This is a genomic window from Agrobacterium sp. AGB01 (assembly GCF_014851585.1).
Classification (GTDB): domain Bacteria; phylum Pseudomonadota; class Alphaproteobacteria; order Rhizobiales; family Rhizobiaceae; genus Agrobacterium.
The window spans coordinates 305729-329628 of record NZ_JACVAB010000001.1 but is presented as its reverse complement, the minus strand read 5'-3'; the positions used below and the strand labels follow the sequence as shown (position 1 = coordinate 329628).

Here is a 23900-nt window from a genome sequence, read left to right as displayed (position 1 = left end):
CCCCTGAGGATTTTTTCTTTCAAGGCAATCAATAAACGTCGCGCAGATATCGCTTCTCGCGCTTCAGCCCATTGACGTAATCACCCGCGGCTTCCGCTGACAGGCCGCCATGGCTGGCAACGATATCATGCAAGGCATCGTCGACATCCTTGGCCATGCGTGTTGCATCACCGCAAACGTAGAAATGGCCGCCTTCTTCCAACCAGGCATAGAGCGCCTTGCCGTTTTCCTTCATGCGGGTCTGCACGTAGATTTTTTCTGCCTGATCGCGGGAGAAAGCCAGATCAAGGCGTGTCAAAACGCCGTTGCTGCTCATTTCGCCCAGTTCCTGCTCGTATATGAAGTCATTGGCACGATGCTGATCACCGAAGAATAGCCAGTTCTTGCCCTTGGCACCACGCTGCTGCCGTTCCTGCAGGAAGGCACGGAATGGTGCAATGCCGGTACCGGGACCAACCATGATCATGGGTGCGTCATTGTTGGCTGGCACACGAAAGGCCTTGTTCTGCGACACGAAGATACCGGCATTTTCCCCCTGCGCAACGCGGTCGGCCAGATAGGTTGAGCAAACACCACCATGATCACGACCCTGCGCGTGGTAACGCACGCTGGCAATGGTGAGATGTACGCTACCTTCGGCGGCAAATGGGCTGGACGAGATGGAATAAGCGCGATGCTGCAGCGGCTTCAGCAGCTTCACAAAATCTGCCACGTTCAAATCCATCGCCGAGTTAAGCGACAGGAGATCAAGTGTGTCCTTGCTCCATAGGAAGGCGTCCAGCGCCTGCTTGTCACCATTGCGCAAGATATGGTTCAGCTCTTCATGATTGGCACGCTTGCCAACATCCTGCACCAGTTCGCGAGACGGGGTCGAAATTTCAAACTGTTTCAGCAGGGCATCGCCAAGTGGCTGATCGAGGCCGGCAACGGCATCATCAGCTTTGGCACCAAGACGCTGGAGAATGGCGTCAACCAGTGCCGGGTCATTGAACGGGACAACACCCAAGGCGTCACCGGCTTCATATTCCAGACCACTGTCACCGAGATCGAATTCATAGTGACGGATTTCCTTGGCGGAATCGATACCCGACAGGCGACGATTGACCGAGACAACCGAAGAGAACGGGTTCTTGCGGTTCCATGCGGACTTCGCCCTAGCCGGTTCCGCAGCAGCGACTGGAACTGCATTCGCAGCGACATCACCACCATCGATAGCGCCAGCGACGGGCAGTGCCTCACCAATCCAAGCGGCAGCGGCATCTTCATAATCGATATCGCAATCAAGGCGGGCATGCAGGCGCTTGGCACCCAGTTGCTCAAAGCGTGTATCGATCAGTTTGCCAGCCTGGCAAAAGCCGTCATAGCCGGTGTCACCCAGCGCCAGCACCGCAAAATTGACGGTTTCCAACCGTGGCGCGGTATCGGCGGAAAGCGCATCCCAGAACAGTTGGGCATTGTCGGGCATTTCACCTTCGCCATAGGTCGAGGCAACCACGATCACCCGCTTCATAACAGCGAGGTTTTCCATGGAAATATCGTCCAATGCGGTGACAACTGGCTGCATGCCCTGTGTGCGGGCAGCGGCCGCTATGTCCATCGCCAGTCCTTCGGCATTACCTGTTTGCGTGCCGTAGAGTACATTCAGTACCGCAGCTGCGGCCTTCGGAGACTGACCTGCGGCCACGGCTGTAGAGCCTTCACCACCAATACTGATGCGTGAGTGCAGGCCGGCCAGAAAACCTGACAACCATGCACGCTGGTCGCCATTGAACGGAGCATCTTCTGGAATGTAAGGTATCTTCATCGTTCTCACTCAGTTCAATCTGTCTCAGTCAGTTCTGTCTGGCTGCGAGGGCAAGGTCCGGCAACGCATTGGCTGCGAACAGTTCCTCGAAGCCCGGCAGGCGTCCGATCTTTTCAATGTTTCTGGCGTTCTGCTGAATGATCCAGCCATAGGTGCCCGGGCTGTCCATAGACAGGATGTTGCGCTTGGAAAGCGCCTGCCTGTAGTCGTCCAGTCGCTTGGCGGCGATCATAACAGCAAGCTGCTCGTCATTGTGGCCGGCCAATGCTTCACGTGCATATTTCAGCAGACGTTGCATCAGCGCAAAATCTTCGGTCAGAATGAGGTTGCGTACCGCCTTTTCAATCGCCGGGTCGGACGGACCGCGCGCTAGCGGTACACGCTGCATGGCAATGGCCTGCGCCATGCTCAGCACCGTGTAATTGTTGAGGAGCGCGTACATCTCCTCGGTATCGGTCTCGCCATAACCAGGTACCGAACCGTTCAGTACCGCCCGCTTGTCACGATAGGCCAGCTTGAACTTGCGAACCTGATGGGCTGCAAGCGCCGTTGCCAGTTCTTCAAGCAGTTCCTTGCGTGGCTTTGCCTTCAGGATTTCGTTGCTGTCCTGGTAGAGCAGCAGGGCGCGCGGCATTCCGTACACGAAGTTATGCTGCTCGCTCTCCCAGTTTTCCAGAAGCCATGCGGCCTTGGCAGAACCGGTTTCGGCAACATGCCAGCTTAGCAGCTGGTGAACGGCCTGATTATGGATCGCGGCCTGTTCATCATCACCCGTGATAGAGCCCAGAAGAATGGAATCGTGGCTGACCTTCTTTGGCAGATCGCCATAGGGGTCATACTGGTAAACGAAACCGCCACTCATGCCGTTTCCGAAACCCTTGCCGAAGCTGCCAAGGTTCAGGACCGCACCATTGGTCATGTATTCGCAGGCAAAGTCGCCCACACCTTCAACAACCGCTGTCGCACCGGAGTTACGCACCGCAAAACGGTCACCCGCCTGCCCTTCAACAAAGGTGCGGCCACCCGTTGCACCGAACAGGGCGAAGTTGCCAACTAGAACATTGCCACCAGCCTCGGCCGAACCACCACCTGGCGAACGCACGACAATGGTACCGCCGCAGGCGCTCTTGCCAACACCGTCATTGCAGGTGCCGGTGTGGACCATGACCATGCCGTCATTGCAGAAGGCACCGAAGGATTGACCGGCAGACCCCGATGTGGCGATACGCACGGCACCGGGCTCCAGAAAACGACGACCACGTTCATCCTGGCGGACGGCAGGCAGTGTCGCCACCTGCTCATCGCTCAGTTCATGGTTCAGAATGCGCTCGATATCGACCGCAAGCTGACCGCCAACACTCTTGTTGCAGTTGTTGAGGAAGCGGTTGCCACCAAGCTCGATGTTGTCACGCTTGCCGTCGACCAGGGCCGAACGCACCAGTTCGATGAAAGCATCATCCAGTGCGAAGTCCTTTTCCATGTAAACCGGGTTGGCGATCTTCACCTCCTCAACCACAGTCAACATTGCCCGGAGGTCAAGCTGGCCAACGCTGGATGGGTGGTCGAGAAGGTGAAGAAGATCGGAACGGCCACGTGCCTGCGCCAGAGACTGCAGACCAAGGGCCGCCAGGATCTCGCGTGTTTCGTGGGCAATGTTCATCAGATACTGCGCCAGAGCGCGCGGATCACCATTGAACACTTCCTGGTTGGTGGTGAGACCAGCCGGGCACTTGATGTTGCAGTTCTTGGCCATGACGCATTTCAGCATCATCAGCGCCGTGGTGCCGAATTCGAAGCTGTCGCCACCTAGGAGGGCTGACTTGACGACATCACTTGCGGTCTGATGTGCGCCGGAGCATCGCAGCAGAACCTTGGCACGCAGACCATTGGCGCAGAGTGCCTGGTGCACTTCGGCAATGCCGATTTCCGCCGAACGGCCGGTATATTTCAGGCTGGTAACGGCAGCCGCACCCGTGCCGCCGGTGTTGCCGGCAACGTTGATGACATCTGCACCGGCCTTGGCAACGCCAACCGCAATCGTGCCGATGCCTTCCGACGATACTAGCTTGACGATAACTCGCACACGCGCCGCCTTGGCATCATGGATCAGCTGCGCCAGATCCTCGATCGAATAGGTGTCGTGGTGCGGTGGTGGCGAAACCAGTTCAACGCCCGGTGTGCCGCCACGGGCTGCGGCGATTTCCACCGTGACCTTTGGTGAAGGCAGCTGACCACCCTCGCCCGGCTTTGCGCCCTGACCGATCTTGATCTCGATCTCTTCCAGCATCGGGTCAGCTAGATAACCTGCCCAGACGCCAAAACGACCGGACGCGAACTGCTTGATACGCGAGGCACGTATGGTGCCGTAACGCGAGATATGCTCACCACCTTCGCCGGAGTTGGACATGCCGCCAACCATGTTGGTGCCATGCGCCACCGCTTCATGAGCGGCGGCAACCAGCGCGCCATGGCTCATGGCACCGGAGGCCAGAAGTCTGGTGATGTCACTTGCCTTTTGAACATCCTCAAGCGGGATGCTGGCAGGGGCGGTGTGGATCAGCGACAGGTAATCCAGTGCCTGTCCCTTGACTTGAACGGCCAATGCGCCGCCTTCCAACCAATGACCGACGATATCCTGCCCGAAACGGATGACCAGTGATTGGCCAAGGGCTGCAAGCCGTGTCAGATCACCGCCGGACGGACCGGTGAGGCGCAGGCGGAACTCTTCGTCACCAACGCTCTCAACGGTCAGGCCACGCACCATGAAGCTGTTATTGCCCTTGCGCGAAAAACGGCCCATTTCCTTGCGGAATTCTGCAGGCGAGTTGGCAAAGGTGACGTCAGCCGGCAGGTCCAGCACATCACGCAACGCAGATGGACGGCGCATGCGTTCTTCGCTCATCATGCGGGTAAAGGCACGATAACCCGGTGTGATCTGGAACTTGTCGATTGCCTCAGGTGTCAGGCGGTCGAAGCTGTTGTGGTAATAGGCGGAATCGTTGAGGCCGAAGGCATCTTCCAGACGGTTGAGCGGCAGCAGGCGCAACATGTCCTCGTTTTCGCCAACGCTGTTTTCGGCGTCCTTGTGGAACGCGATCTTTTCCTCGGTCATGTCAACGAAGCCACGCACAGCCGTGGTGCCATAGGAATGGCCAGCACCTTCGGCACGTTCCTTGAACAGGCCAAGCAGCGGAATGTCGCTCTCACCCTTGACGGTCAACGCCTTGCGGTGCCAGTCGGCGACGGCCTGCGCGATAACGGCAAAGTTGACACCACCAACCGGCGTCTTGACGTTGGGAAAGTACTTTTTCAGCACCGGGTCGTTGGTGTCGAGAAAGTTTGGTTCAAAGAACTCACCGCCGATATAGCTTTCAGCGGTGCAGAGCCCGACTTTGCCCATGGTCTTCATCAGAGACTTTTCAGCAGCCTTGGCGAAACGCTTGAAGGCCTTGTCGGCATCTGCACCAAACTTTTCCTCGGCGCGGAACTGCACACCGAGCGGATAAACGCCGGATGCACCAAAGCCGAGAGCCGCTGCAATGTGATGCGACGAGGAGAACTGACCGCTTTCGGCAATCAGCGACACGCGAAGGCGCAGGCCTTCCTCGATCAGCTTCTGGTTTAATGCGGAGATCACAATGATCATCGGCAGGGCAGCGCGATCAGTGGCAACGTGGCGATCGGTGATGACAGCAATGCCACCCTCTTCGGCAGCGAAGGCTGCGACCTTGTTGCAAACACTGTCGATACCCGCCTGCAACGCGGCCTCGTTGGCCTTGGGATCGTTGTAAATCGGGGTGTAGAGCATCTCAAAACGACGAACCGGCGTTTCCGTCTGCTCACGGATTTTCAACATGTCGAGATGGGTCAGGATCGGAGAGCGCACGACGATCTGGCGGGCAGCCTTTGCGCCGATATTGGGCTTGGCGCCCAGCGCAACGCGCAACGTCATGCCGTCGGCTTCACGGATACTGTCGAGCGGCGGATTGGTGACCTGCGCAAAACGCTGCGAGAAATATTTCGCGACGCCGCCTTCCTGATCCGACAGCGCATTGATGGCGTTGCCATACCCCATGGCGGAAATTTTTTCAGCGCCAGTCGCCAGCATCGGGTCCATCAGGAACTTGAAGCTTTCCTGATTGTGCGAATAAGCGACATAACGCTGATGGCGTTCCAGATCGCCATTGTAACGCTGGGGCGATCCCTGATTTTCTGCGGGAACCTCAGGCAGCTCTTCCAGCGTGACACGGGCTTCACGCAGCAATGTTGAATAATCGCGGCGCGATGCCAGCATTTCCAGCGCTTCGACGGTCGACCATGCACGGCGCTCGGCCTGATCGAAATACAGCATGCCGCCGGCTTCGATACGGCCGCGATGGATGACGCTTTCCGGTGGGAAGGCAATCTGGCCTGCTTCTGACATTACGCAGAGATACTCGTCTGTTTCGACGGTGCGCAGTGGGCGTAAGCCCAGACGGTCCAGGCGTGCACCGACGATGGTGCCATCGCCAAAGATCAGCGCGGCGGGACCATCGTTCTTCTCTTCGTAAAGGGAGAAATATTCAAACATCGCCCGCACTTGCGGCGACAATGTCTCGTCATTTTCCCAGGCTGGCGGCATCATCGAAACGACAGCAGTTACCAGATCAAGCCCGTCTTCCATAACGCGGGCCTGCAGCGTCTGGTCGAGACGGCAGCTATCCGACTGCCCCTTGGGGCGAATGATGCTGGCATTGCGTGCCAAGGCGACAGCAGCTTCCGAAAGGCGGTTCTTCTTGTCGGTGTTCAGTTCGCCATTATGCGCCATCAGGCGGAATGGCTGCGCCATGGACGGATGCGGGTCGGTGTTGGTGGAGAAGCGGGTGTGAAAGTACATTGTGTGTACTTCATGGCGCGGGTCCACCAGGTCGCAGAAGTATGGCATGACTTCCGTCGAATTGAGACGACCTTTGAAAACCTGGGTGCGGGCACTCAGCGACAGCGGATAAAAACCCGACAGTTCCGGGCGCGTGTAGGCAATGGCTTCGATAGCCAGCAAGGCCTTATGGATACGCCAGTCAAACTCGCCACGAGCGCGGCAACCTGCATGGGCCGAAAACACCCATTGGCGAATGGGAAGCTGGTAACGAACCGCAGCTTCACGAATGGCGCTGTTATCAACCGGCACATCGCGCACCAGAAGCACGGAGAAACCCTGTTCTTCAAGTGCCTTTTCGATGATCTCAATAGCCTCATCATGGAAGGCGGCGTTTTGCGGCAGGAAGAAATTACCGACACCAAACCGACCGGCTTCCAGTTCGACAGAGCCGGTCAGTTGACGAAAAAAAGACAGGGACAGATCCACCGAGATACCGGCACCATCACCAACGCCCTCTGCCGACATGCCACCACGATGCGGCACAGCACAAAGCGCCTCGTGGCCACGCTTCAGCACGTCATGGGTCTGCAAACCGTCTTTGCGCGTAATAAAGCCAACGCCGCAGCTGCTCTTTTCGGCAGCAATGTCATAAAGGCCATAATCAGGGTCATTCACGCTCATCGGTATCTCCCGTTCCGGCGCAGTTGCGCAGCGAGGCGTCACCTTTTTCACCCGCAGGCGGAGCCGCAGGTGACCTGACTGCTCCTTTTCAGATTTCTGTTATCGGCGTTTCGCGGCGCGAATAATCGACGTGCGCGTATTGGCTGGCACCGCGGTGCCGGCAATTGCCGCTTTCATCGATTTTATGGTCGAAACGTATTTCATGACCCGCGCCAAATTGTGCTGTCGACACGAACACCGTGCCAATTTATGTCAGCATGACTTACATATCTATGTTGATTTCAGAAATCAAGATTAATTAACGTCCGCGCAATAAAAATACGAAAAGCCGTGAAATCCTTTACGAATTTCACGGCTTTAAGGTTACTCAGGTTAGTTTGTTGCTAAAATCAATCAGGTCGCATCAAGCGTCGTGCTGAATGCAAGGGCAATAAGTGTCGCGACTGCGCCGGAGAGCAAATAAAGTCCGGCCGCTATGAGACCAAATTCTGACGAGAACCCGAGAGCCACCAGCGGTGCGAAACCGGCACCGATGAGCCAAGAGATATCCGACGTCAGAGACGCACCGGTGTAGCGGTATTCACGGCTGAAACGCGAAGCCAGCGCACCACTTGCCTGACCGAAGGACAGACCGAGCAGCGAAAAGCCGATCAACACGAATAGGTAACGGCCAATATCACCCGAGTTAAGCAGCAGTGGCGTTACGAGACTGAAGAGCGCGATAAGAATGGCGGCCACGCCGAGCAGTTTGCGACGGCCGAATTTGTCAGCCAGTACGCCGGACACGACAATCATGCCACCACAGATGATGGCGCTAACGAACTGTACGAACAGGAAGTCTGAAATCTTCTGGTTGGTGTTGAGCGTGACCCAGCTAAGCGGGAACACAGTGACCAAATGGAACAGTGCAAAGCTGGCCAGCGGAACGAAGGCACCGGTCAGAACGATGCGTGACTGCGACCGCAGCATTTCGAAAACCGGCTTTGGTTCCAACTCATGGCTTTGCACCATGGCCTGAAATTCCGGCGTCACAATCATGCGAAGGCGGGCAAACAGCGCCAGCACATTAAGTGCCAATGCCACGAAGAACGGGAAGCGCCAGCCCCATGCCAGGAATTCAGCATGTGAAAGCTGAGTGAAGAAAACGATGAAGAAGGCGCTTGCCAGACCAAAACCCATGGCCGCACCGATCTGCGGCATCATGGCATACCAGCCACGTTGTTTCGCAGGTGCGTTCATCGCCAGAAGCGAGGTCAGTCCGTCCCACGCACCACCCAGACCAAGTCCCTGACCTATACGGAACACGGCGAGCAGGACTGGCGCCAACATGCCAGCGTCCGCAAAGGACGGCAGGAAGCTGATCGCCATGGTGGAACCACAGAGTGTGAACAATGCGACGGTCAATTTCGCCGCACGCCCAAACTTTCTGTCGATCTGCAGCGAAATCATTGAGCCGATGGGGCGGGCAATAAAGGCCAGTGAGAAGACTGCGAAGGAATAAAGAGTTGCTGTCAGCGGATCTGCGTATGAGAAGAAGACGTAGGGAAAAACCAATGCCGATGCGATGGCATAGACAAAGAAGTCAAAAAACTCTGTCATTCTTGCCAGAATGACCGCGATGGTGATGCGGTCCGGATCGACTGTCGCAGGTGTTTCAGGATAGGTCTGCGAACTATTGATATAACTCATTTTATTCCTCCTGCGTATGGCGCACCATGTTGGGTAACGCGCTGGCTCCTCTTCCGTTGCGTTACCTGCGGCGGATTGTCACACAGTCTGCGCACAGCCGTCAAATGAAGATTGCAGGAAGGACTTGCTCCAAGGGCCTTCTATGAGATAATGCACCCAGCCATGCCGTGGCTGTTGCGCTGCGGCGATCCCGCTGCACCGCGACAAAATACCTCATTACAATAATGACGTTTGGCAATTATTCGCGGTACAATTGAAACAGTACGAGTTTTAAGAACGTGCCCACGATCAAGAAATTTTCTTCTGCCTTCATGGCATTTTCGTCGTTGCTGCTGCTCAGCGGCTGCGATCTCGTGGTTATGAACCCTTCCGGGGACATTGCCATCCAGCAACGTGATCTCATCATCACCTCAACTGTGTTGATGCTGCTCATCATCGTTCCGGTTCTTGCATTGACGCTGTTCTTTGCATGGAAGTACCGTGAATCGGCGAAGGCTGAAGATTACGATCCAGAGTGGCACCACTCCACGCGCCTTGAAATGGTGATCTGGTCTGCTCCCGTTGCCATCATTCTCATGTTGGGAACCGTGACGTGGATCGCAACCCACCGTCTGGATCCTTACCGCCCGATCGACCGCATTGATGCGGACCGTCCTGTGACAGCTGAAACCAAGACCCTGACGGTCGAGGTTGTGGCTATGGACTGGAAGTGGCTGTTCTTCTACCCAGAGCTGGGCATTGGCAGCGTCAATGAATTTGCTGCCCCGATCGATGTTCCGATCAACTTCAAAATTACCGGCACCACGGCGATGAACTCATTTTACGTGCCTGCACTGGCTGGCCAGATTTACGCCATGGGCGGCATGCAGACCAAGCTGCACGCAGTCATCAACAAGGAAGGCGTTTATGACGGCTTCTCGGCGAACTTCTCCGGCCCTGGCTTCTCGCACATGCGCTTCAAGTTCCACGGTCTGAGCAATGAAGGCTTCGACCAGTGGGTTGCCAAGGTCAAGGACGGCGGCAAGGGCTTCGGCCGGATGGAATACCTCGAATTCGCCAAGCCGAGCGAGCGTAATCCTGTCGAGTACTTCGCCAGTGTCGACCCACAACTGTATGACGCAATCCTCAACCGCTGCGTAGAGCCAAACAAGCTTTGCATGCGTGACATGATGCACATCGACGCCAATGGCGGCGGCGGCAAGGAAGGCATCGATATCGCCAAGGCGCTGAACTCCGTGATCTGCACCCCGCTTTCGCCTTACGGCATGGCGTCCGGTTCGCAGTCCACGCCGGCGGCTATCGAAGGCCAGACATTCGTTCCTGCTGCTCTGCCTGACATCAAGGCTGCCCTGCCGGAAAGCAAACCGGTTGCCGGCTGACTGGCGTCACTGACTTTCAACGGCGCGGAAACCCCGCGCCGACATTTGTTTTGAATCGCAAGAGGCTAAAATGGTCGTCAATTCCGATCAAACGTCCTTCCTTTTCGGGAAGCTGACGTGGGAGTCCATCCCGCTCCACGAGCCAATTCTCGTTGTAACTTTCGCGGCCGTTGCCCTCGGTGGCGCGGCACTTCTCGGTATTCTCACCTACTTTCGCGTTTGGGGCTACCTGTGGAAAGAATGGTTTACCAGTATCGATCACAAGAAGATCGGTATCATGTACATCATTCTTGCCCTCGTGATGCTGCTGCGCGGCTTTGCCGACGCCATTATGATGCGCATCCAGCAGGCCATCGCTTCAGGTGGATCCGAAGGTTATCTCAACCCGCACCACTATGACCAGATCTTCACGGCACACGGCGTGATCATGATCTTGTTCGTGGCAATGCCGATGATTACCGGTTTGATGAACTTCGTCATTCCCTTGCAAATCGGTGCGCGTGACGTTTCTTTCCCCTTCCTCAACAACTTCTCCTTCTGGATGACCACAGCTGGCGCTATCATCACCATGATCTCGTTGTTCATCGGTGAATATGCACAGACAGGCTGGCTGGCCTATCCGCCGCTTTCCGGCATTGAGGGCAGTCCCGGCGTTGGCGTGGATTATTACATCTGGGGTCTACAGATCGCCGGTGTGGGAACGACGCTGTCAGGTATCAACCTGATCGTCACCATCATCAAGATGCGCGCGCCGGGCATGACCATGATGCGCCTGCCGATTTTCGTCTGGACATCGCTGTGTTCCAACATCCTGATCGTGGCCTCGTTCCCGATCCTGACCGGAACGATCGCCCTGCTGACGCTTGACCGTTACGTTGGTACGAACTTCTTCACCAACGATCTCGGCGGCAACCCGATGATGTACGTCAACCTCATCTGGATCTGGGGCCACCCGGAAGTCTACATTCTGATCCTGCCTGCCTTCGGCGTTTTCTCCGAAATCGTCTCGACCTTCTCGCGCAAGCGTCTCTTCGGTTACGCTTCGATGGTTTACGCGTCGGTGGTGATCACCATTCTGGCCTATATCGTTTGGCTGCACCACTTCTTCACCATGGGGTCCGGCGCCAGTGTCAATGCTTTCTTCGGCATAACGACGATGATTATCTCCATCCCCACGGGTGCCAAGATCTTCAACTGGCTGTTCACCATGTATAAGGGCCGCATCAATTTCGATGTCCCCATGCTGTGGACCATCGGTTTCATGATCACCTTCGTCATCGGTGGCATGACGGGCGTTCTTCTTGCCGTTCCTCCAGCAGACTTCGTGCTGCACAATTCGCTGTTCCTGATTGCCCATTTCCATAACGTGATCATCGGCGGCGTGCTGTTCGGCGTTCTCGCCGGCATCGTCTACTGGTTCCCGAAGGCATTCGGTTACCGTCTTGATCCGTTTTGGGGCAAACTGTCCTTCTGGTTCTGGTTTGTCGGCTTCTACTTCGCCTTCATGCCGCTCTACGTTCTCGGCCTGATGGGCGTAACCCGCCGCCTCAGCCAGTTCGAAGACACGTCCTTGCAGATCTGGTTCATCATTGCCGCATTCGGTGCATTCCTTATCGCACTCGGCATTGCCTGCTTCCTGATCCAGCTCTTCGTAAGCTTCCTGAAGCGTGAACAGTTGCGTGACGTGACCGGCGACCCCTTCAACGGTCGTACGCTGGAATGGTCGACGTCTTCTCCGCCACCGGCCTATAACTTCGCTTTCACGCCTGTCGTGCATGAAGTCGATGCCTGGGCCGACATGAAGAAGCGCGGTGCAGAACGTCCTGTGGAAGGGTTCATCCCCATTCACATGCCAAAGAACACCGGTACGGGCGTCATTCTCAGCGCCATCAGCATTGCACTTGGCTTTGCTCTGGTGTGGCATATCTGGTGGTTGGCTGCGCTATCATTGCTTGCCATCATCGGCGTCTCCATCGCTCATACCTTCAACTACAATCGCGACTACTACATTCCGGCTTCGGACGTGACCAAAGTAGAAGCGGAGCGCACCAAGCTGCTCGCAGAACAGGCGTAACAGAATGGCCCAGACACACGCACCAACCGCCGATACAGGCGAAGCGCCGGTCTTTTACCTGAAGGAAGACCACCACCCGGAAAACGGCACCTCGCTGGGTTTCTGGCTCTACCTGATGAGCGACTGCCTCATCTTCGCAACCCTGTTTGCAACCTATGCCGTGCTCGGCCGCAGTTATGCGGCCGGTCCTTCCGGTGCAGACCTGTTCGACCTGAAGCTGGTTGCCATCAACACGGCATTCCTGCTGCTTTCCTCGATCACCTATGGCTTTGCCATGCTGGAATCGGAAAAGAAGAAGATCAAGACAACGTTGATATGGCTCGGCATTACCGGCGTGTTCGGCCTCGCCTTCCTATGTGTTGAACTTTATGAGTTCTACCACCTGATCCACGAAGGTGCGACACCGCAGCGCTCCGCGTTCCTCTCGGCGTTCTTCGCGCTGGTTGGTACACACGGTCTGCACGTGACCTTCGGCGTCATCTGGCTGGTCACTTTGATGTTCCAGGTTGGCAAGCACGGCCTTATCCCGGCCAACAAGCGTCGTCTGATGTGCCTGTCGATGTTCTGGCACTTCCTTGACGTGGTCTGGATCGGCGTATTTTCCTTCGTATATCTGATGGGAGTTCTGTGATGGGTTCCGAAACACACGCACACCACGATGATCATGACCACGATCATCACGATGGCGCAGATCACGGCAGCTTCAAGTCCTATATGATCGGCTTCATCCTGTCGGTTCTTCTGACAGCTGTTCCGTTCTGGCTGGTTATGGGCGACGTTCTTGATAACAAGACCTTTACAGTCCTGCTGATCATGGGCCTCGGCGTCATCCAGATTTTCGTTCATATGATCTACTTCCTCCATATGAACACGAAGTCTGAAGGCGGCTGGACCTTCATGGCACTGATTTTCACCGTTGTTGTGGTGATGATCACGCTGATCGGTTCGCTCTGGGTCATGTACAACATGAACAAGAACATGATGCCGACCATGACAATCGAGCAAATGCGAAACTTGCCCTGATCTTTCAGGGCAACGTCAGCGCCGTGCATTCACCCGAATGCACGGCGTTTTTCTTTCCGGCACAGACTTGAGTGCAGGGCCGGAACAGGCAGGAAAGATCCCCATGACCACCCCTACGCCCCATTCCACGCCAGTTGCGCACCGTACCAGCCCTTCACGTCTGGCTGTTGCTGTTCTCTATACGCTGTCAGCCTGCCTTATCACCTCACTGTTGGCGCTCGGCACTTGGCAGGTACAGCGGCTTGGCTGGAAGCTGGATCTTATTGAGCGCATCAATGCGCGTGTGCATGCCGAGCCTGTTGCACCACCCGCACGCACTGAATGGGCGACACTCAAGCCCGAAGATTATGAATATCGACGCGTTCAGCTTTCTGGTGAATTCCAGAATGACAAGGAAGCGGCCGTATATACTGTTACCGATTATGGCCCAGGCTACTGGATCTTGACGCCACTGCGGCTCGAGGATGGCTCGACAGTGATCATCAACCGCGGTTTCGTGCCGACGGACAAACGCTTGGCCGAAACGCGCCAGCAGGGCCAGATAACCGGTTCTGCGACGGTGGTTGGCCTGATGCGCGCACCGGAACATGGTGGGCTTTTCCTGCGGACGAATGATCCCGCCAATGCCCGCTGGTATTCGCGCAATATTGAAGAGATAGCTGCCGCGAATGCGCTGAGCGACACTGCGCCATTTTACATTGATGCCGATGCCACCCCAAATGATGGCGGCGTGCCGATCGGCGGCCTGACACAGTTGAAATTTCCCAACAGCCACCTCTCCTACGCCATCACTTGGTATCTACTTGCGCTGATGGTTGCGGTTGCAACATGGTATGTGCGCCGGAATATGAACACCCGCCATAAGCCAGCTGTGGAAGATTAATAACGGAAAGCCCATATTTATCACGGGACTAGCGAAAACTTTGGCGGCCAATCAGCCGTCATTTTTTTTAACCGTGAAATTCCTCAAAAAAAATGCTTTCAGGCGCTGGACATGGCCGAACAAGATGTTATAACCCCGCTCACTTTCGGGAGAGCAAAACTCTCGGTGACCTGAAAAGGTCGAGCCTCACACGAGGCAAAGTGCCCGAATAGCTCAGTTGGTAGAGCAGCGGATTGAAAATCCGCGTGTCCGTGGTTCAAATCCGCGTTCGGGCACCACTTATTTTCTCAAAGACTTTCAACACAGCAACAGCCTGCTGATTGTCCGATCATGCTTGGTCTCAATTATTCTCCCTATCTAGCTCGACCACGCGCAATGAACGCACACGAGACGCCCCCCCGCAAAACTCGGCGTCAGCAGATATTAAGTTTTTGATATCGGGAAGAAATGGTGCCGCTTACGTGACTCGAACACGTGACCCCGTCATTACGAATGACGTGCTCTACCAACTGAGCTAAAGCGGCACTTTTGTTATCCGCGAACGGATAAACATCATGCGGGGGCTGATACAGATAATGACGGTGGATTTCAAGTGCTGAAATAACCGCAGGTCAATTTTCCATTGCCATGCCACCGCCAATTTGAGCGACGCAAAGCCCCATCTGCCTAACGTCAAATTTGCCAGTCGGGAGCATGCCGCCGTTAATGTTGGCGGCACATTCCGAGCGCATTTTTCGAGCGCCAGAGACCCGTCAGAAGCGGCAAGATTTCATAGCGCCAGACGTTGACGTGCCTCGCGGTATTCAGCCTCCAGCCGGTCCACAAGGGCGGCAACACTGCCCACACCATCAATGGAACCAACGCCCTGCCCGGCACCCCAAATGTCTTTCCAGGCCTTGGCACCGGTGACGGCAGCGCCGAAATCCATCTTCGAGGGATCAGCCGAGGGCAGATTGTCAGGATCAAGCCCGGCAGCCGTGATCGACGATTTCAGATAGTTACCGTGAATGCCGGTAAAATAGTTGGAGTAGACAATATCACCGGCACGCGCCTCGACCAGCGCCTGCTTGTAGGCGTCCGTGGCGCGGGCCTCTTCTGTGGCGATGAATGGCGTGCCGATATAGGCCATATCAGCACCCATGGCCTGCGCTGCCAGAATTCCGCCGCCTGTGGCAATCGCACCGGCCAGCAATAGTGGGCCATCAAACCAGCTGCGTATTTCCTGAACCAGCGCGAAGGGCGACAATGTGCCGGCGTGGCCGCCGGCGCCGGTTGCCACGGCAATCAAGCCGTCCGCCCCCTTGCGAATGGCAGACTGTGCGTGGCGATTGTTGATAATGTCATGCAGGACAATGCCACCGTATGAATGAATGGCGGCATTGACCTCTGGAACCGCGCCCAGTGAAGAAATCACCACCGGCACCTTATATTTCACGCAAAGCATAAGATCGTGCTCAAGGCGCTTGTTGGAGGTATGCACAATCTGGTTCACGGCAAATGGCGCGGCTGGGCGTTCGGGATGCGCCGCATTATGTGTCGCAAGTTCTTCTGTCAGCTGGGCCAGCCACTCATCCAGCTGGCTTTCCGGGCGGGCATTCAAAGCGGGAAACGCGCCAATGACACCGGCCTTGCATTGCGCCAGCGTCAACTGCGGATGCGAAATAATGAACAGCGGCGATGCCACGACAGGCAGCCTCACATTGTTTTTCAGCACATCTGGCAGCATTCGTTTCCTCCAACTTACGTTTACGCACACGTCAACAATATAAGAGTGAACGTGCCACACAAGTCAAAATCATTGATAGCTTCAGTGTTTTGCGCGGCTATCCAAAGGCCAGAGTGCTTGTTTTCCCGGGACCAATGATGCATTTGATTAGCTTGAAGCTTGTGATTGCCAAAATCTGACGGTAGCGATTGCAAAAGAATCAACTGTGACGTCAAAAAAGGACCCTTTGTGAGCGGACTGGAAACGGCAATTCGCAATGCGCTTGAGAAATCGGACCGGGCAAATCCTGAGGTTCGCGCGCGCATTTACCAGTCATCCCGTCAGGCCCTCGAAGCGGGCATGCGTAAGCAAGGCATAAATGACCCAGAGGTCATTGCCCAGCAACGTCACCGTTTGGAAACACTGATCCGCGAGATAGAAACCCAGGAACGCGACAGGCTGCTCGACAAGATCGAGTCTCATATGATCAGGCCCTCATCACCGGTGGCCCCTGCCGTTGCGCCAGCCGTCTCGGCGCAGAAAACCGCGCCAACCTTCACGGAATCCGTTGAGCCAGATATGCGCTCCGCTCCAGTGGATGAGTATGACGAGGCGCCTAGCCTTGATGATCACGACAGGCATTATCCGCAGCCTGAAGCGCCATCCCGCGATGTTTACGCAGCTGAACCAGCGCAACAGCGCACAGCGCCGTCTGAGGGCGGCTCGCTGGCCTTCAAGCCAGAACGTGCAGTCCGCCCTAGAAAACGACGCGGCTTTTTTGCACGTCTTCTGCTGACCTCCGTTACCCTTGCCTTTATCGGCATGGGTGCATGGTGGGTGTATTCCTCCGGGCTGCTGCTCAGCGAAGCGGAGCGCGACACCAGCGTGCCGAACCCACCAGCGCAGGTCGAATCGGAGGATTTTCAGGGCAACGCCCCTACGCCTGCTTTTGATCCGGCACGTGGTTTTTCTGATGACTGGGTCGAGATCTACCATGCCGACAAGCGCGGACAGGGCATGAAGGCCGGTTCCAACGCCAGCATCGAGCAGATTGCCACGGCCGCAGGCGTAGCCAGCCGCATCACGTCCAGAACGCCGTCGGAACAGGGCAACGTCAGCATTGAAGTGCCCGTTAATGTGCTGCAGGAAATGGCTGGCAAATCCTCAACGATTGCGGTGACGCTGCAATCCTCGACCGATCGCCAGACGCAGGTAGCCATCAGCTGTGATTTCTCAAGCCTGGGTGATTGCTCACGCCACCGCTTCACGGCGACGCCTGAAAAGGCTGACCTGCTGTTCCGCGCAACGTTTGAACGGTCACTGGTGCCAAACTCTCCCGGCCAGCTGCTGATCAATAGCGATATCGATGGCAACGGCTTGCCAATCAATATTTATTCGGTGCGCATTCTGCCAGGCCAATAAGGCTTTTCCGGATCTTGGGAAGAATCGTTTTGACGTGAGGGGCTACTTCGCCTGTCTGTTTGCGGACAAGTGCGCGATTTGACGCAATAAACCGAATTCCGGTTAAACGGAAAATCATCAGTTATTTTAAGGAGGTAAATGGTGCTGCTAGAGAGATTTGAACTCTCGGCCTCTCCCTTACCAAGGGAGTGCTCTACCCCTGAGCTATAGCAGCATCTGGTGTCTGACTTGGTCTCGACACTTCAAGCGTGGCGCCTATTGCCATAGGTTTTTCCCGAGCGCAAGCAGCAATTTGATAGTTATTCACATAGTGGTGCAAAAAATAGCCGGCTCTATGGATTTGAGGATTTTTCCGATAATGTCGAAACATGACTGAAGACACCACAAAACAAGGGCTCGAGCCCATTTCCTCCGCCGCTGATGACACAGCACATACCCTTGAGCAAAAAATTGCGAAAAAGGGCGACCGCAAAGATCAGGTGAAAGAACGTGAGGAGCAGCGCAGGGCGCGGGCGGCACAAAAGCTGCGCGAGAACCTGCAGCGGCGCAAACATCAGGCCCGGGCACGACGTTCCGGTGCAGAAGATGAAACAATCGGTTTGCCTGCCGCAAAAACGGACGAATCGTGCTGACAAGAAATCTGACTGCCAAAATTGCAACGCTGCAGGATTTCGTCTAAGGACACCAATCCTTCACAAAGGCACGAGAAAGGCGGGCGCAAAGCCCGTAGGGACGTATGGATCGCATCAAAGTAACCGGCGGCAACAAACTTAACGGCATTATCCCTATTTCGGGTGCCAAGAATGCTGCCCTGCCGTTAATGATCGCCTCGCTGCTTACCAGTGATACACTGACACTTGAGAACGTGCCGCATCTGGCCGACGTGGAGCAGTTGATCCGCATTCTCGGCAACCATGGCGTTGATATTTCCGTCAATGGTCGCCGCGAAAGCCAAGGTGAATCTTACTCGCGTACCGTTCACTTCACCTGCCGCACCGTTGTCGACACGACCGCACCTTACGAACTGGTTTCCAAGATGCGCGCCAGCTTCTGGGTTATTGGCCCGTTGCTTGCCCGTGAAGGCAGAGCCCGCGTTTCGCTTCCCGGCGGCTGTGCCATCGGTACGCGACCGGTCGATTTGTTCATTGACGGCCTGGAAGCGCTCGGCGCAACCATGGAAATCGATGGTGGCTACATCACTGCCACTGCCCCCAAGGGTGGCCTTGTTGGCAACAGCTACACTTTCCCGAAAGTTTCGGTCGGTGCCACGCATGTCATGCTGATGGCGGCCACACTCGCCAAGGGTACGACGGTTATTCACAACGCGGCCAAGGAGCCGGAAGTTGTTGATCTCGCCAAGTGCCTGACCGCCATGGGCGCAAAAATTGAAGGCGCTGGCACATCCACGATTACCATTGAAGGCGTGACGTCGCTTTCCGGTGCGCGCCACCGCGTGCTGCCAGACCGCATTGAAACTGGCACCTATGCCATGGCTGTGGCCATGACCGGTGGTGACGTTGTGCTGGAAGGCACCACTGCTGCCCTGCTGGACACAGCCCTTGAGACCATTCGCCGCTCTGGCGCCACCATTACCGAGACCGAAAGCGGTCTGCGTGTGGTGCGCAACGGCAATGGCATTCAGCCGGTTGATATTGTCACCGAACCTTTCCCCGGTTTCCCGACCGACCTGCAGGCACAGTTCATGGCGCTGATGACCCGCTCGCAGGGCGTGGCCCATGTGACGGAAACCATTTTCGAAAACCGGTTCATGCATGTGCAGGAACTGGCGCGGCTTGGCGCAAAGATCACCCTCTCCGGCCAGACGGCCCGCATTGAGGGCACCGAGCGCCTGCGTGGCGCACCGGTCATGGCAACAGACCTTCGCGCCTCTGTTTCGCTGGTCATTGCCGGTCTCGCAGCCGAAGGTGAGACAATCGTTTCCCGCGTCTACCACCTTGACCGTGGTTTCGAGCGGCTTGAAGAAAAACTGACCCGTTGCGGCGCGCTTGTCGAGCGCATCAGCGACTAATAACCGGCCGTATTTTCGGCAAAGCATGTGTTGCGCAGTCTCATTCCCCCGTTGCGCAACGCCGCCTGATTTCCTATCTCCTTGATAAAGCATTTCCTGTTTACACCGAGCCACCAGTGCGGCGGCACTGCGCTCAGCAGGATGTACGCTCAAACAGTTGCGGCGCGGCACAGCGCCGCTATGCCACAAGGAATAGAACAATGGCTGATCTTAAACTTCTGGCACTCGACGGCGAGGATCTCGCGGTTATCTCCACCCATATGCAAGACAGTGTTTTCAAGTTGGCGGATGCATCCTATGACGCTAAGCGGGGCCAGTTTGCGCTTTCGGTCAATCGCTTTGTGTGGGAAACGGCGACTGTTAAAAACAGGCCTTTTGAGCGCAGCCGCGCCGTTCTCGTTTTAAAACGCGTTCAAGCCGTGCGATCTCACGACATCGATCGCAGCAACAAGGATCAGGTTCATTCGCTGCTGGCCATTCGTTTCACCGCAAAGGGAGATGGTCCAGACGGCACGATCGAGTTGACGCTGTCCGGTGGCGGTGCAATCGCGCTTGATGTGGAGTGCATCGAAGCGCAACTGGCTGATGCCAGCGGTTCCTGGGAAACGGCATCAAAGCCCCAGCACGTAGACGAGTAACATCTGGGCGAATAACACTCCCGATGTTGCACAAAACATCCGTTTCGATCTATGCCACAGCCCTGAAATCGCTATACACTTAGTGCGATATGCAATACCCCGCCAATCGATGTGGCGGGGCATGAGAGGGTTATACGACGTGGCAATCTGGCTGGAGCAGACATCCGAGACGTTTGAAAAGACTTTTGCGGATTTCCTGACAACCAAACGTGAAGTTTCCGAAGATGTGAACGCAACCGTCCATGCCATCATCGATGATGTCAGGAAACGGGGTGATGCGGCGCTGGCGGAATATTCACTGCGGTTTGATGGGCTCGACTTCTCCAAGGTGCCGATGCGCGTCACCAAGCAGGAAATTGCCGCTGCAGTCGATCTGGTCGACCCGGCCGTTGTCGATGCCTTGAAGCTGGCTGCAAAACGCATTGAAAAGCACCATGCCCGCCAGATGCCGAAAGACGATATCTACGAAGACGATATCGGCGTTGGTCTTGGGTCCCGCTGGACAGCCATCGAAGCGGTTGGACTTTACGTGCCCGGCGGTACGGCAAGTTATCCAAGCTCGGTGCTGATGAATGCCGTTCCGGCCAAGGTTGCCGGCGTAGAGCGCATCGTCATGGTTGTGCCTGCCAATGGCGGCAGCATCAATCCTGCAGTTCTCGCTGCAGCGCATATTGCCGGCGTTGAAGAAATCTACCGCATTGGCGGTGCCCAAGCCGTGGCGGCCCTTGCCTACGGGACTGAAAGCATTGCCCCGGTTGCCAAGATCGTTGGCCCTGGCAACGCCTATGTTGCCGCTGCCAAGCGCCAGGTATTCGGCACGGTCGGTATCGACATGATTGCAGGTCCCTCCGAGGTTCTTGTTATTGCTGACAAGGACAACAACCCGGACTGGCTAGCCGCCGACCTGCTGGCGCAAGCCGAACATGACCGTGGTGCGCAATCCATTTTGATCACCGACGACGCGGTACTTGGTCATGCTGTTGAAGCGGCTGTCGAGCGCCAGTTGAAACTCTTGTCGCGTGCGGAAACGGCAACGGCAAGCTGGGCCGATTTTGGCGCCATCATCATCGTTCCGGATCTGGCAGCATCCATTCCGCTGGCGAACCGTATTGCCGCCGAACATCTGGAACTTGCCGTGGAAGATCCGGACGCCCTGATCAGTAAGGTCAGAAACGCCGGAGCGATCTTTGTTGGTCGCCATACCCCTGAAGTGATCGGCGATTATGTCGGTGGCTCGAACCACGTTCTTCCGACCGCGCGCTCGGCACGTTTTTCGTCCGGCCTATCGGTTCTCGACTTCGTCAAGCGCACCTCTATTTTGCGGCTTGGCGCCGAACAATTGCGACAGCTGGCACCTGCTGCCATCACCCTCGCCCATTCCGAGGGACTGGATGCTCACGCCAAGTCAGTTGCCATACGCCTCAATCCTGAAGGGTGATGAATGGCCACAGGCGCTTTCAGGCTTTGTGACATTATTCTGGATGAGAGCATTGGCCGCTCTACGCCGGATGTGGAGCATGAACGCGCCGTTGCCATATTTGACCTGATCGAGGAAAACAGCTTTGAGCCGCTTGGCCATGCTGGCGGCCCTTACCGGCTGTATATTTCGCTGGTGGAGGCCAAACTGGTCTTTTCCATCAAAAGCGAAGACGACAAGGATGTGGCAACACATATTCTTTCGCTGACGCCGTTTCGCCGGATCATCAAAGACTACTTCATGATCTGCGAAAGCTATTATGAAGCCATTCGGTCTGCGACCCCAAGCCAGATCGAAGCGATAGACATGGGGCGACGCGGTATCCACAATGACGGCTCACAAACCCTGATGGACCGCCTGTCCGGCAAGATCAAAGTTGATTTCGATACGGCACGTCGCCTGTTCACCCTTGTCTGCGTTCTCTACTGGCGGGGCTAGGTCGGGCGATGAGCGATCCTTCAGTCAGCCACACAGAGCCCAAAGCACCGCGCGCCATTCTATTTATGTGCGGTATGAATTCCATCCGCTCCCCCATGGCCGAGGTCATTGCCAAACAGCTGATTGTGCCGGGCATCTATATTCAATCGGCCGGTGTACGCTCAGGCGAGCGCGATCCCTTCGTTGACGCGGTGCTGGATGAGGTGGGTCTGACGCTTGGCAAACATAAACCGAGAACACTTGAAGAAATCGAGGATGATTTTTTCGATCTCATCATTACATTAACACCGGAAGCTCATCACTCCGCGTTGGAATTGACCCGCTCCAATTCGCTCGATGTGGTCTACTGGCCGACCATGGATCCGACCGTCGTGACCGGCACACGCGAGCAGATTCTCGATGCATATCGTGACGTGCGGGATTACCTGACACGCATGATTACAGAGCGATTACCCACCCGTGGAAAACCGTTCTCAGAGACGGTTTGAAACAATTGAAGATTTCGTGAACTGCAAGGTTCACAAATGGGTGGCGATTGTGTAGTTTCCGCCCAATTTTCCCGGACTTATCTGTCCGGTATAGATAGAACAGAAAGAAAACCTCCACATGACAAAAGAAGAAGTCCTCGAATTTCCGGGTGTCGTCACCGAACTCCTGCCTAATGCGACCTTTCGCGTGAAGCTGGAAAACGAACATGAGATCATTGCCCACACTGCTGGTCGCATGCGCAAGAACCGCATTCGCGTTCTGGCTGGCGACAAGGTTCTGGTTGAAATGACACCATACGACCTGACCAAGGGCCGTATTACATACCGCTTCAAATAAGACGACAAGGCTGGCGCATCGATCCGGACATATGAAGCGATTTTCGGAAACAGCGTTGCGCCGATAAAACAGGGTTGAGCGCCGCAAGCGCACGACACTCGAGAAGCGGCTGGGGCATTCATGACGGCACTAACTCAAAAGCTGATACTGGCTTCCGGCTCTCCGCGCCGGTTGGATCTTCTCAATCAGATCGGAATCAAGCCTGCGCGTTTGATGCCGATGGACATTGATGAAACACCAGTACGTCTTGAGCATCCCAGAACCCTGTGCCGCCGCCTGTCTCTTCAGAAGGCACAAGCCGCCTACGCCGCCATCAAGGGTGAGCTGAGCTGGAGCGATGCCTATGTGCTTGGCTCGGACACTGTTGTTGCCGTTGGCCGTCGCATTGTCGGCAAGGCTGAATATGTCGAGGAAGCATCAGCTGCACTGCATCTTCTTTCCGGGCGTAGCCACTGGGTTTACACCGGCATCTGCCTGGTGACGCCCGGCGGCAAGATCCGGCAAAAAATTGCTGAAACAAAGGTGCGTTTCAAACGCCTTTCCAGCAGTGAAATCGACAATTACATTGCCTCGGGTCAGTGGCGCGGCAAAGCCGGTGCTTACGGCATTCAGGGCATTGCTGGCTGTTTCGTCCAAAAATTGACCGGTTCCTATTCCAATGTTGTGGGACTGCCACTTTATGAAACAGCAACATTACTGGCTGGAGAAGGCTTTGATGTCGTATCCGGCTGGGCGGAAGGCTGAGACGGATGACGACGACAGGAAATGTAACACCACTTCGCAAAACGCAGCCCTGCCCGGAATGCGGGCATCCATCTACGCGGGATAATTATCCTTTCTGTTCGGATCGCTGCCGGTCTCTTGACCTTTCTCGTTGGCTTAAGGGCTCCTATGCCATTCCAGTGGCAGAGGATGAAAGCAAAGCAAGCTCCGAACGTCGGGGTGACGAATAAGACAAAGCGTTTCACGGGGCAG

The 23900-nt window shown here is 55.9% G+C and carries 19 protein-coding genes and 3 tRNA genes; 16 read left to right on the top strand and 6 right to left on the bottom strand.

Translation table 11 applies throughout. The annotated features are described in order from the left end of the window. Positions 1 to 28: 28 nt before the first annotated feature. The 3 genes from IB237_RS01535 to IB237_RS01525 all read right to left on the bottom strand — a co-directional run bounded on the left by IB237_RS01535 (position 29) and on the right by IB237_RS01525 (position 9032). Positions 29 to 1804: a sulfite reductase subunit alpha gene (locus IB237_RS01535; protein WP_192486849.1), complete on the bottom strand. Its 1776-nt coding sequence runs from the start codon at positions 1802 to 1804 to the stop codon at positions 29 to 31. 28 nt (positions 1805 to 1832) lie between these two features. Further along, positions 1833 to 7343: a glutamate synthase-related protein gene (locus IB237_RS01530; protein WP_192486848.1), complete on the bottom strand. Its 5511-nt coding sequence runs from the start codon at positions 7341 to 7343 to the stop codon at positions 1833 to 1835. A gap of 393 nt (positions 7344 to 7736) precedes the next feature. Beyond that, the gene (locus IB237_RS01525; protein WP_192486847.1) at positions 7737 to 9032 is read right to left on the bottom strand and encodes an MFS transporter; all 1296 of its coding nucleotides are present in this window, start codon (positions 9030 to 9032) and stop codon (positions 7737 to 7739) included. Between the two features lie 311 nt (positions 9033 to 9343). On the opposite strand from IB237_RS01525, the gene cyoA reads away from it, so the two are divergent. The 6 genes from cyoA to IB237_RS01495 all read left to right on the top strand — a co-directional run bounded on the left by cyoA (position 9344) and on the right by IB237_RS01495 (position 14669). Beyond that, on the top strand, positions 9344 to 10411 hold the full coding sequence (gene cyoA / locus IB237_RS01520) for a ubiquinol oxidase subunit II (RefSeq protein WP_192487819.1): 1068 nt from the start codon (positions 9344 to 9346) through the stop codon (positions 10409 to 10411). A 70-nt stretch (positions 10412 to 10481) separates the two neighbouring features. Next, the gene (gene cyoB, locus IB237_RS01515) at positions 10482 to 12485 is read left to right on the top strand and encodes a cytochrome o ubiquinol oxidase subunit I (RefSeq protein ID WP_192486846.1); all 2004 of its coding nucleotides are present in this window, start codon (positions 10482 to 10484) and stop codon (positions 12483 to 12485) included. 4 nt (positions 12486 to 12489) lie between these two features. Next, entirely contained in the window at positions 12490 to 13116 is a 627-nt protein-coding gene (gene cyoC / locus IB237_RS01510) for a cytochrome o ubiquinol oxidase subunit III (protein WP_192486845.1), read from the top strand. Next, entirely contained in the window at positions 13116 to 13508 is a 393-nt protein-coding gene (cyoD, locus tag IB237_RS01505; protein WP_192486844.1) for a cytochrome o ubiquinol oxidase subunit IV, read from the top strand. The genes cyoC and cyoD overlap by 1 nt, the downstream gene beginning before the upstream one ends. Before the next feature lie 103 nt (positions 13509 to 13611). Beyond that, positions 13612 to 14391: an SURF1 family protein gene (locus IB237_RS01500; RefSeq protein ID WP_192486843.1), complete on the top strand. Its 780-nt coding sequence runs from the start codon at positions 13612 to 13614 to the stop codon at positions 14389 to 14391. A 202-nt stretch (positions 14392 to 14593) separates the two neighbouring features. Next, a tRNA-Phe gene (locus IB237_RS01495) sits at positions 14594 to 14669 on the top strand. A 170-nt stretch (positions 14670 to 14839) separates the two neighbouring features. On the opposite strand, the gene IB237_RS01490 is transcribed toward IB237_RS01495, so the two are convergent. Both IB237_RS01490 and IB237_RS01485 read right to left on the bottom strand, forming a co-directional pair. After that, positions 14840 to 14915, bottom strand: a tRNA-Thr gene (locus tag IB237_RS01490). Positions 14916 to 15160: 245 nt separating this feature from the next. Next, the gene (locus IB237_RS01485; RefSeq protein ID WP_192486842.1) at positions 15161 to 16117 is read right to left on the bottom strand and encodes a nitronate monooxygenase family protein; all 957 of its coding nucleotides are present in this window, start codon (positions 16115 to 16117) and stop codon (positions 15161 to 15163) included. A 228-nt stretch (positions 16118 to 16345) separates the two neighbouring features. On the opposite strand from IB237_RS01485, the gene IB237_RS01480 reads away from it, so the two are divergent. Continuing rightward, positions 16346 to 17518 carry a hypothetical protein gene (locus IB237_RS01480; RefSeq protein WP_192486841.1) on the top strand — a complete coding sequence of 391 codons (1173 nt, stop codon included), beginning with the start codon at positions 16346 to 16348 and terminating at the stop codon, positions 17516 to 17518. A gap of 139 nt (positions 17519 to 17657) precedes the next feature. Here IB237_RS01480 and IB237_RS01475 read toward each other — a convergent pair. Beyond that, positions 17658 to 17732, bottom strand: a tRNA-Thr gene (locus IB237_RS01475). 154 nt (positions 17733 to 17886) lie between these two features. On the opposite strand from IB237_RS01475, the gene IB237_RS01470 reads away from it, so the two are divergent. The 9 genes from IB237_RS01470 to yacG all read left to right on the top strand — a co-directional run bounded on the left by IB237_RS01470 (position 17887) and on the right by yacG (position 23878). Then, positions 17887 to 18150, top strand: a complete 264-nt coding sequence (locus tag IB237_RS01470) for a hypothetical protein (RefSeq protein WP_210323800.1) — start codon at positions 17887 to 17889, stop codon at positions 18148 to 18150. A 104-nt stretch (positions 18151 to 18254) separates the two neighbouring features. After that, on the top strand, positions 18255 to 19547 hold the full coding sequence (gene murA, locus IB237_RS01465) for a UDP-N-acetylglucosamine 1-carboxyvinyltransferase (RefSeq protein ID WP_192486840.1): 1293 nt from the start codon (positions 18255 to 18257) through the stop codon (positions 19545 to 19547). Between the two features lie 200 nt (positions 19548 to 19747). Then, a complete protein-coding gene (locus IB237_RS01460) occupies positions 19748 to 20185 on the top strand; it encodes a DUF2948 family protein (protein WP_192486839.1) in 438 nt (145 codons plus the stop codon). Positions 20186 to 20324: 139 nt separating this feature from the next. Next, on the top strand, positions 20325 to 21623 hold the full coding sequence (hisD, locus tag IB237_RS01455) for a histidinol dehydrogenase (RefSeq protein ID WP_192487817.1): 1299 nt from the start codon (positions 20325 to 20327) through the stop codon (positions 21621 to 21623). Between the two features lie 3 nt (positions 21624 to 21626). Continuing rightward, complete coding sequence (locus IB237_RS01450; protein ID WP_192486838.1) at positions 21627 to 22100, top strand: UPF0262 family protein; 474 nt, start codon at positions 21627 to 21629, stop codon at positions 22098 to 22100. Positions 22101 to 22108: 8 nt separating this feature from the next. Beyond that, positions 22109 to 22588, top strand: coding sequence for a low molecular weight phosphatase family protein (locus IB237_RS01445; protein WP_192486837.1), 480 nt, complete (start codon positions 22109 to 22111; stop codon positions 22586 to 22588). Between the two features lie 118 nt (positions 22589 to 22706). Beyond that, positions 22707 to 22925, top strand: coding sequence for a translation initiation factor IF-1 (gene infA / locus IB237_RS01440; RefSeq protein WP_027673809.1), 219 nt, complete (start codon positions 22707 to 22709; stop codon positions 22923 to 22925). 120 nt (positions 22926 to 23045) lie between these two features. Further along, positions 23046 to 23669, top strand: a complete 624-nt coding sequence (locus tag IB237_RS01435; RefSeq protein WP_192486836.1) for a Maf-like protein — start codon at positions 23046 to 23048, stop codon at positions 23667 to 23669. A 5-nt stretch (positions 23670 to 23674) separates the two neighbouring features. Continuing rightward, entirely contained in the window at positions 23675 to 23878 is a 204-nt protein-coding gene (gene yacG, locus IB237_RS01430) for a DNA gyrase inhibitor YacG (protein ID WP_192486835.1), read from the top strand. The last annotated feature ends 22 nt before the right edge of the window (positions 23879 to 23900 follow it).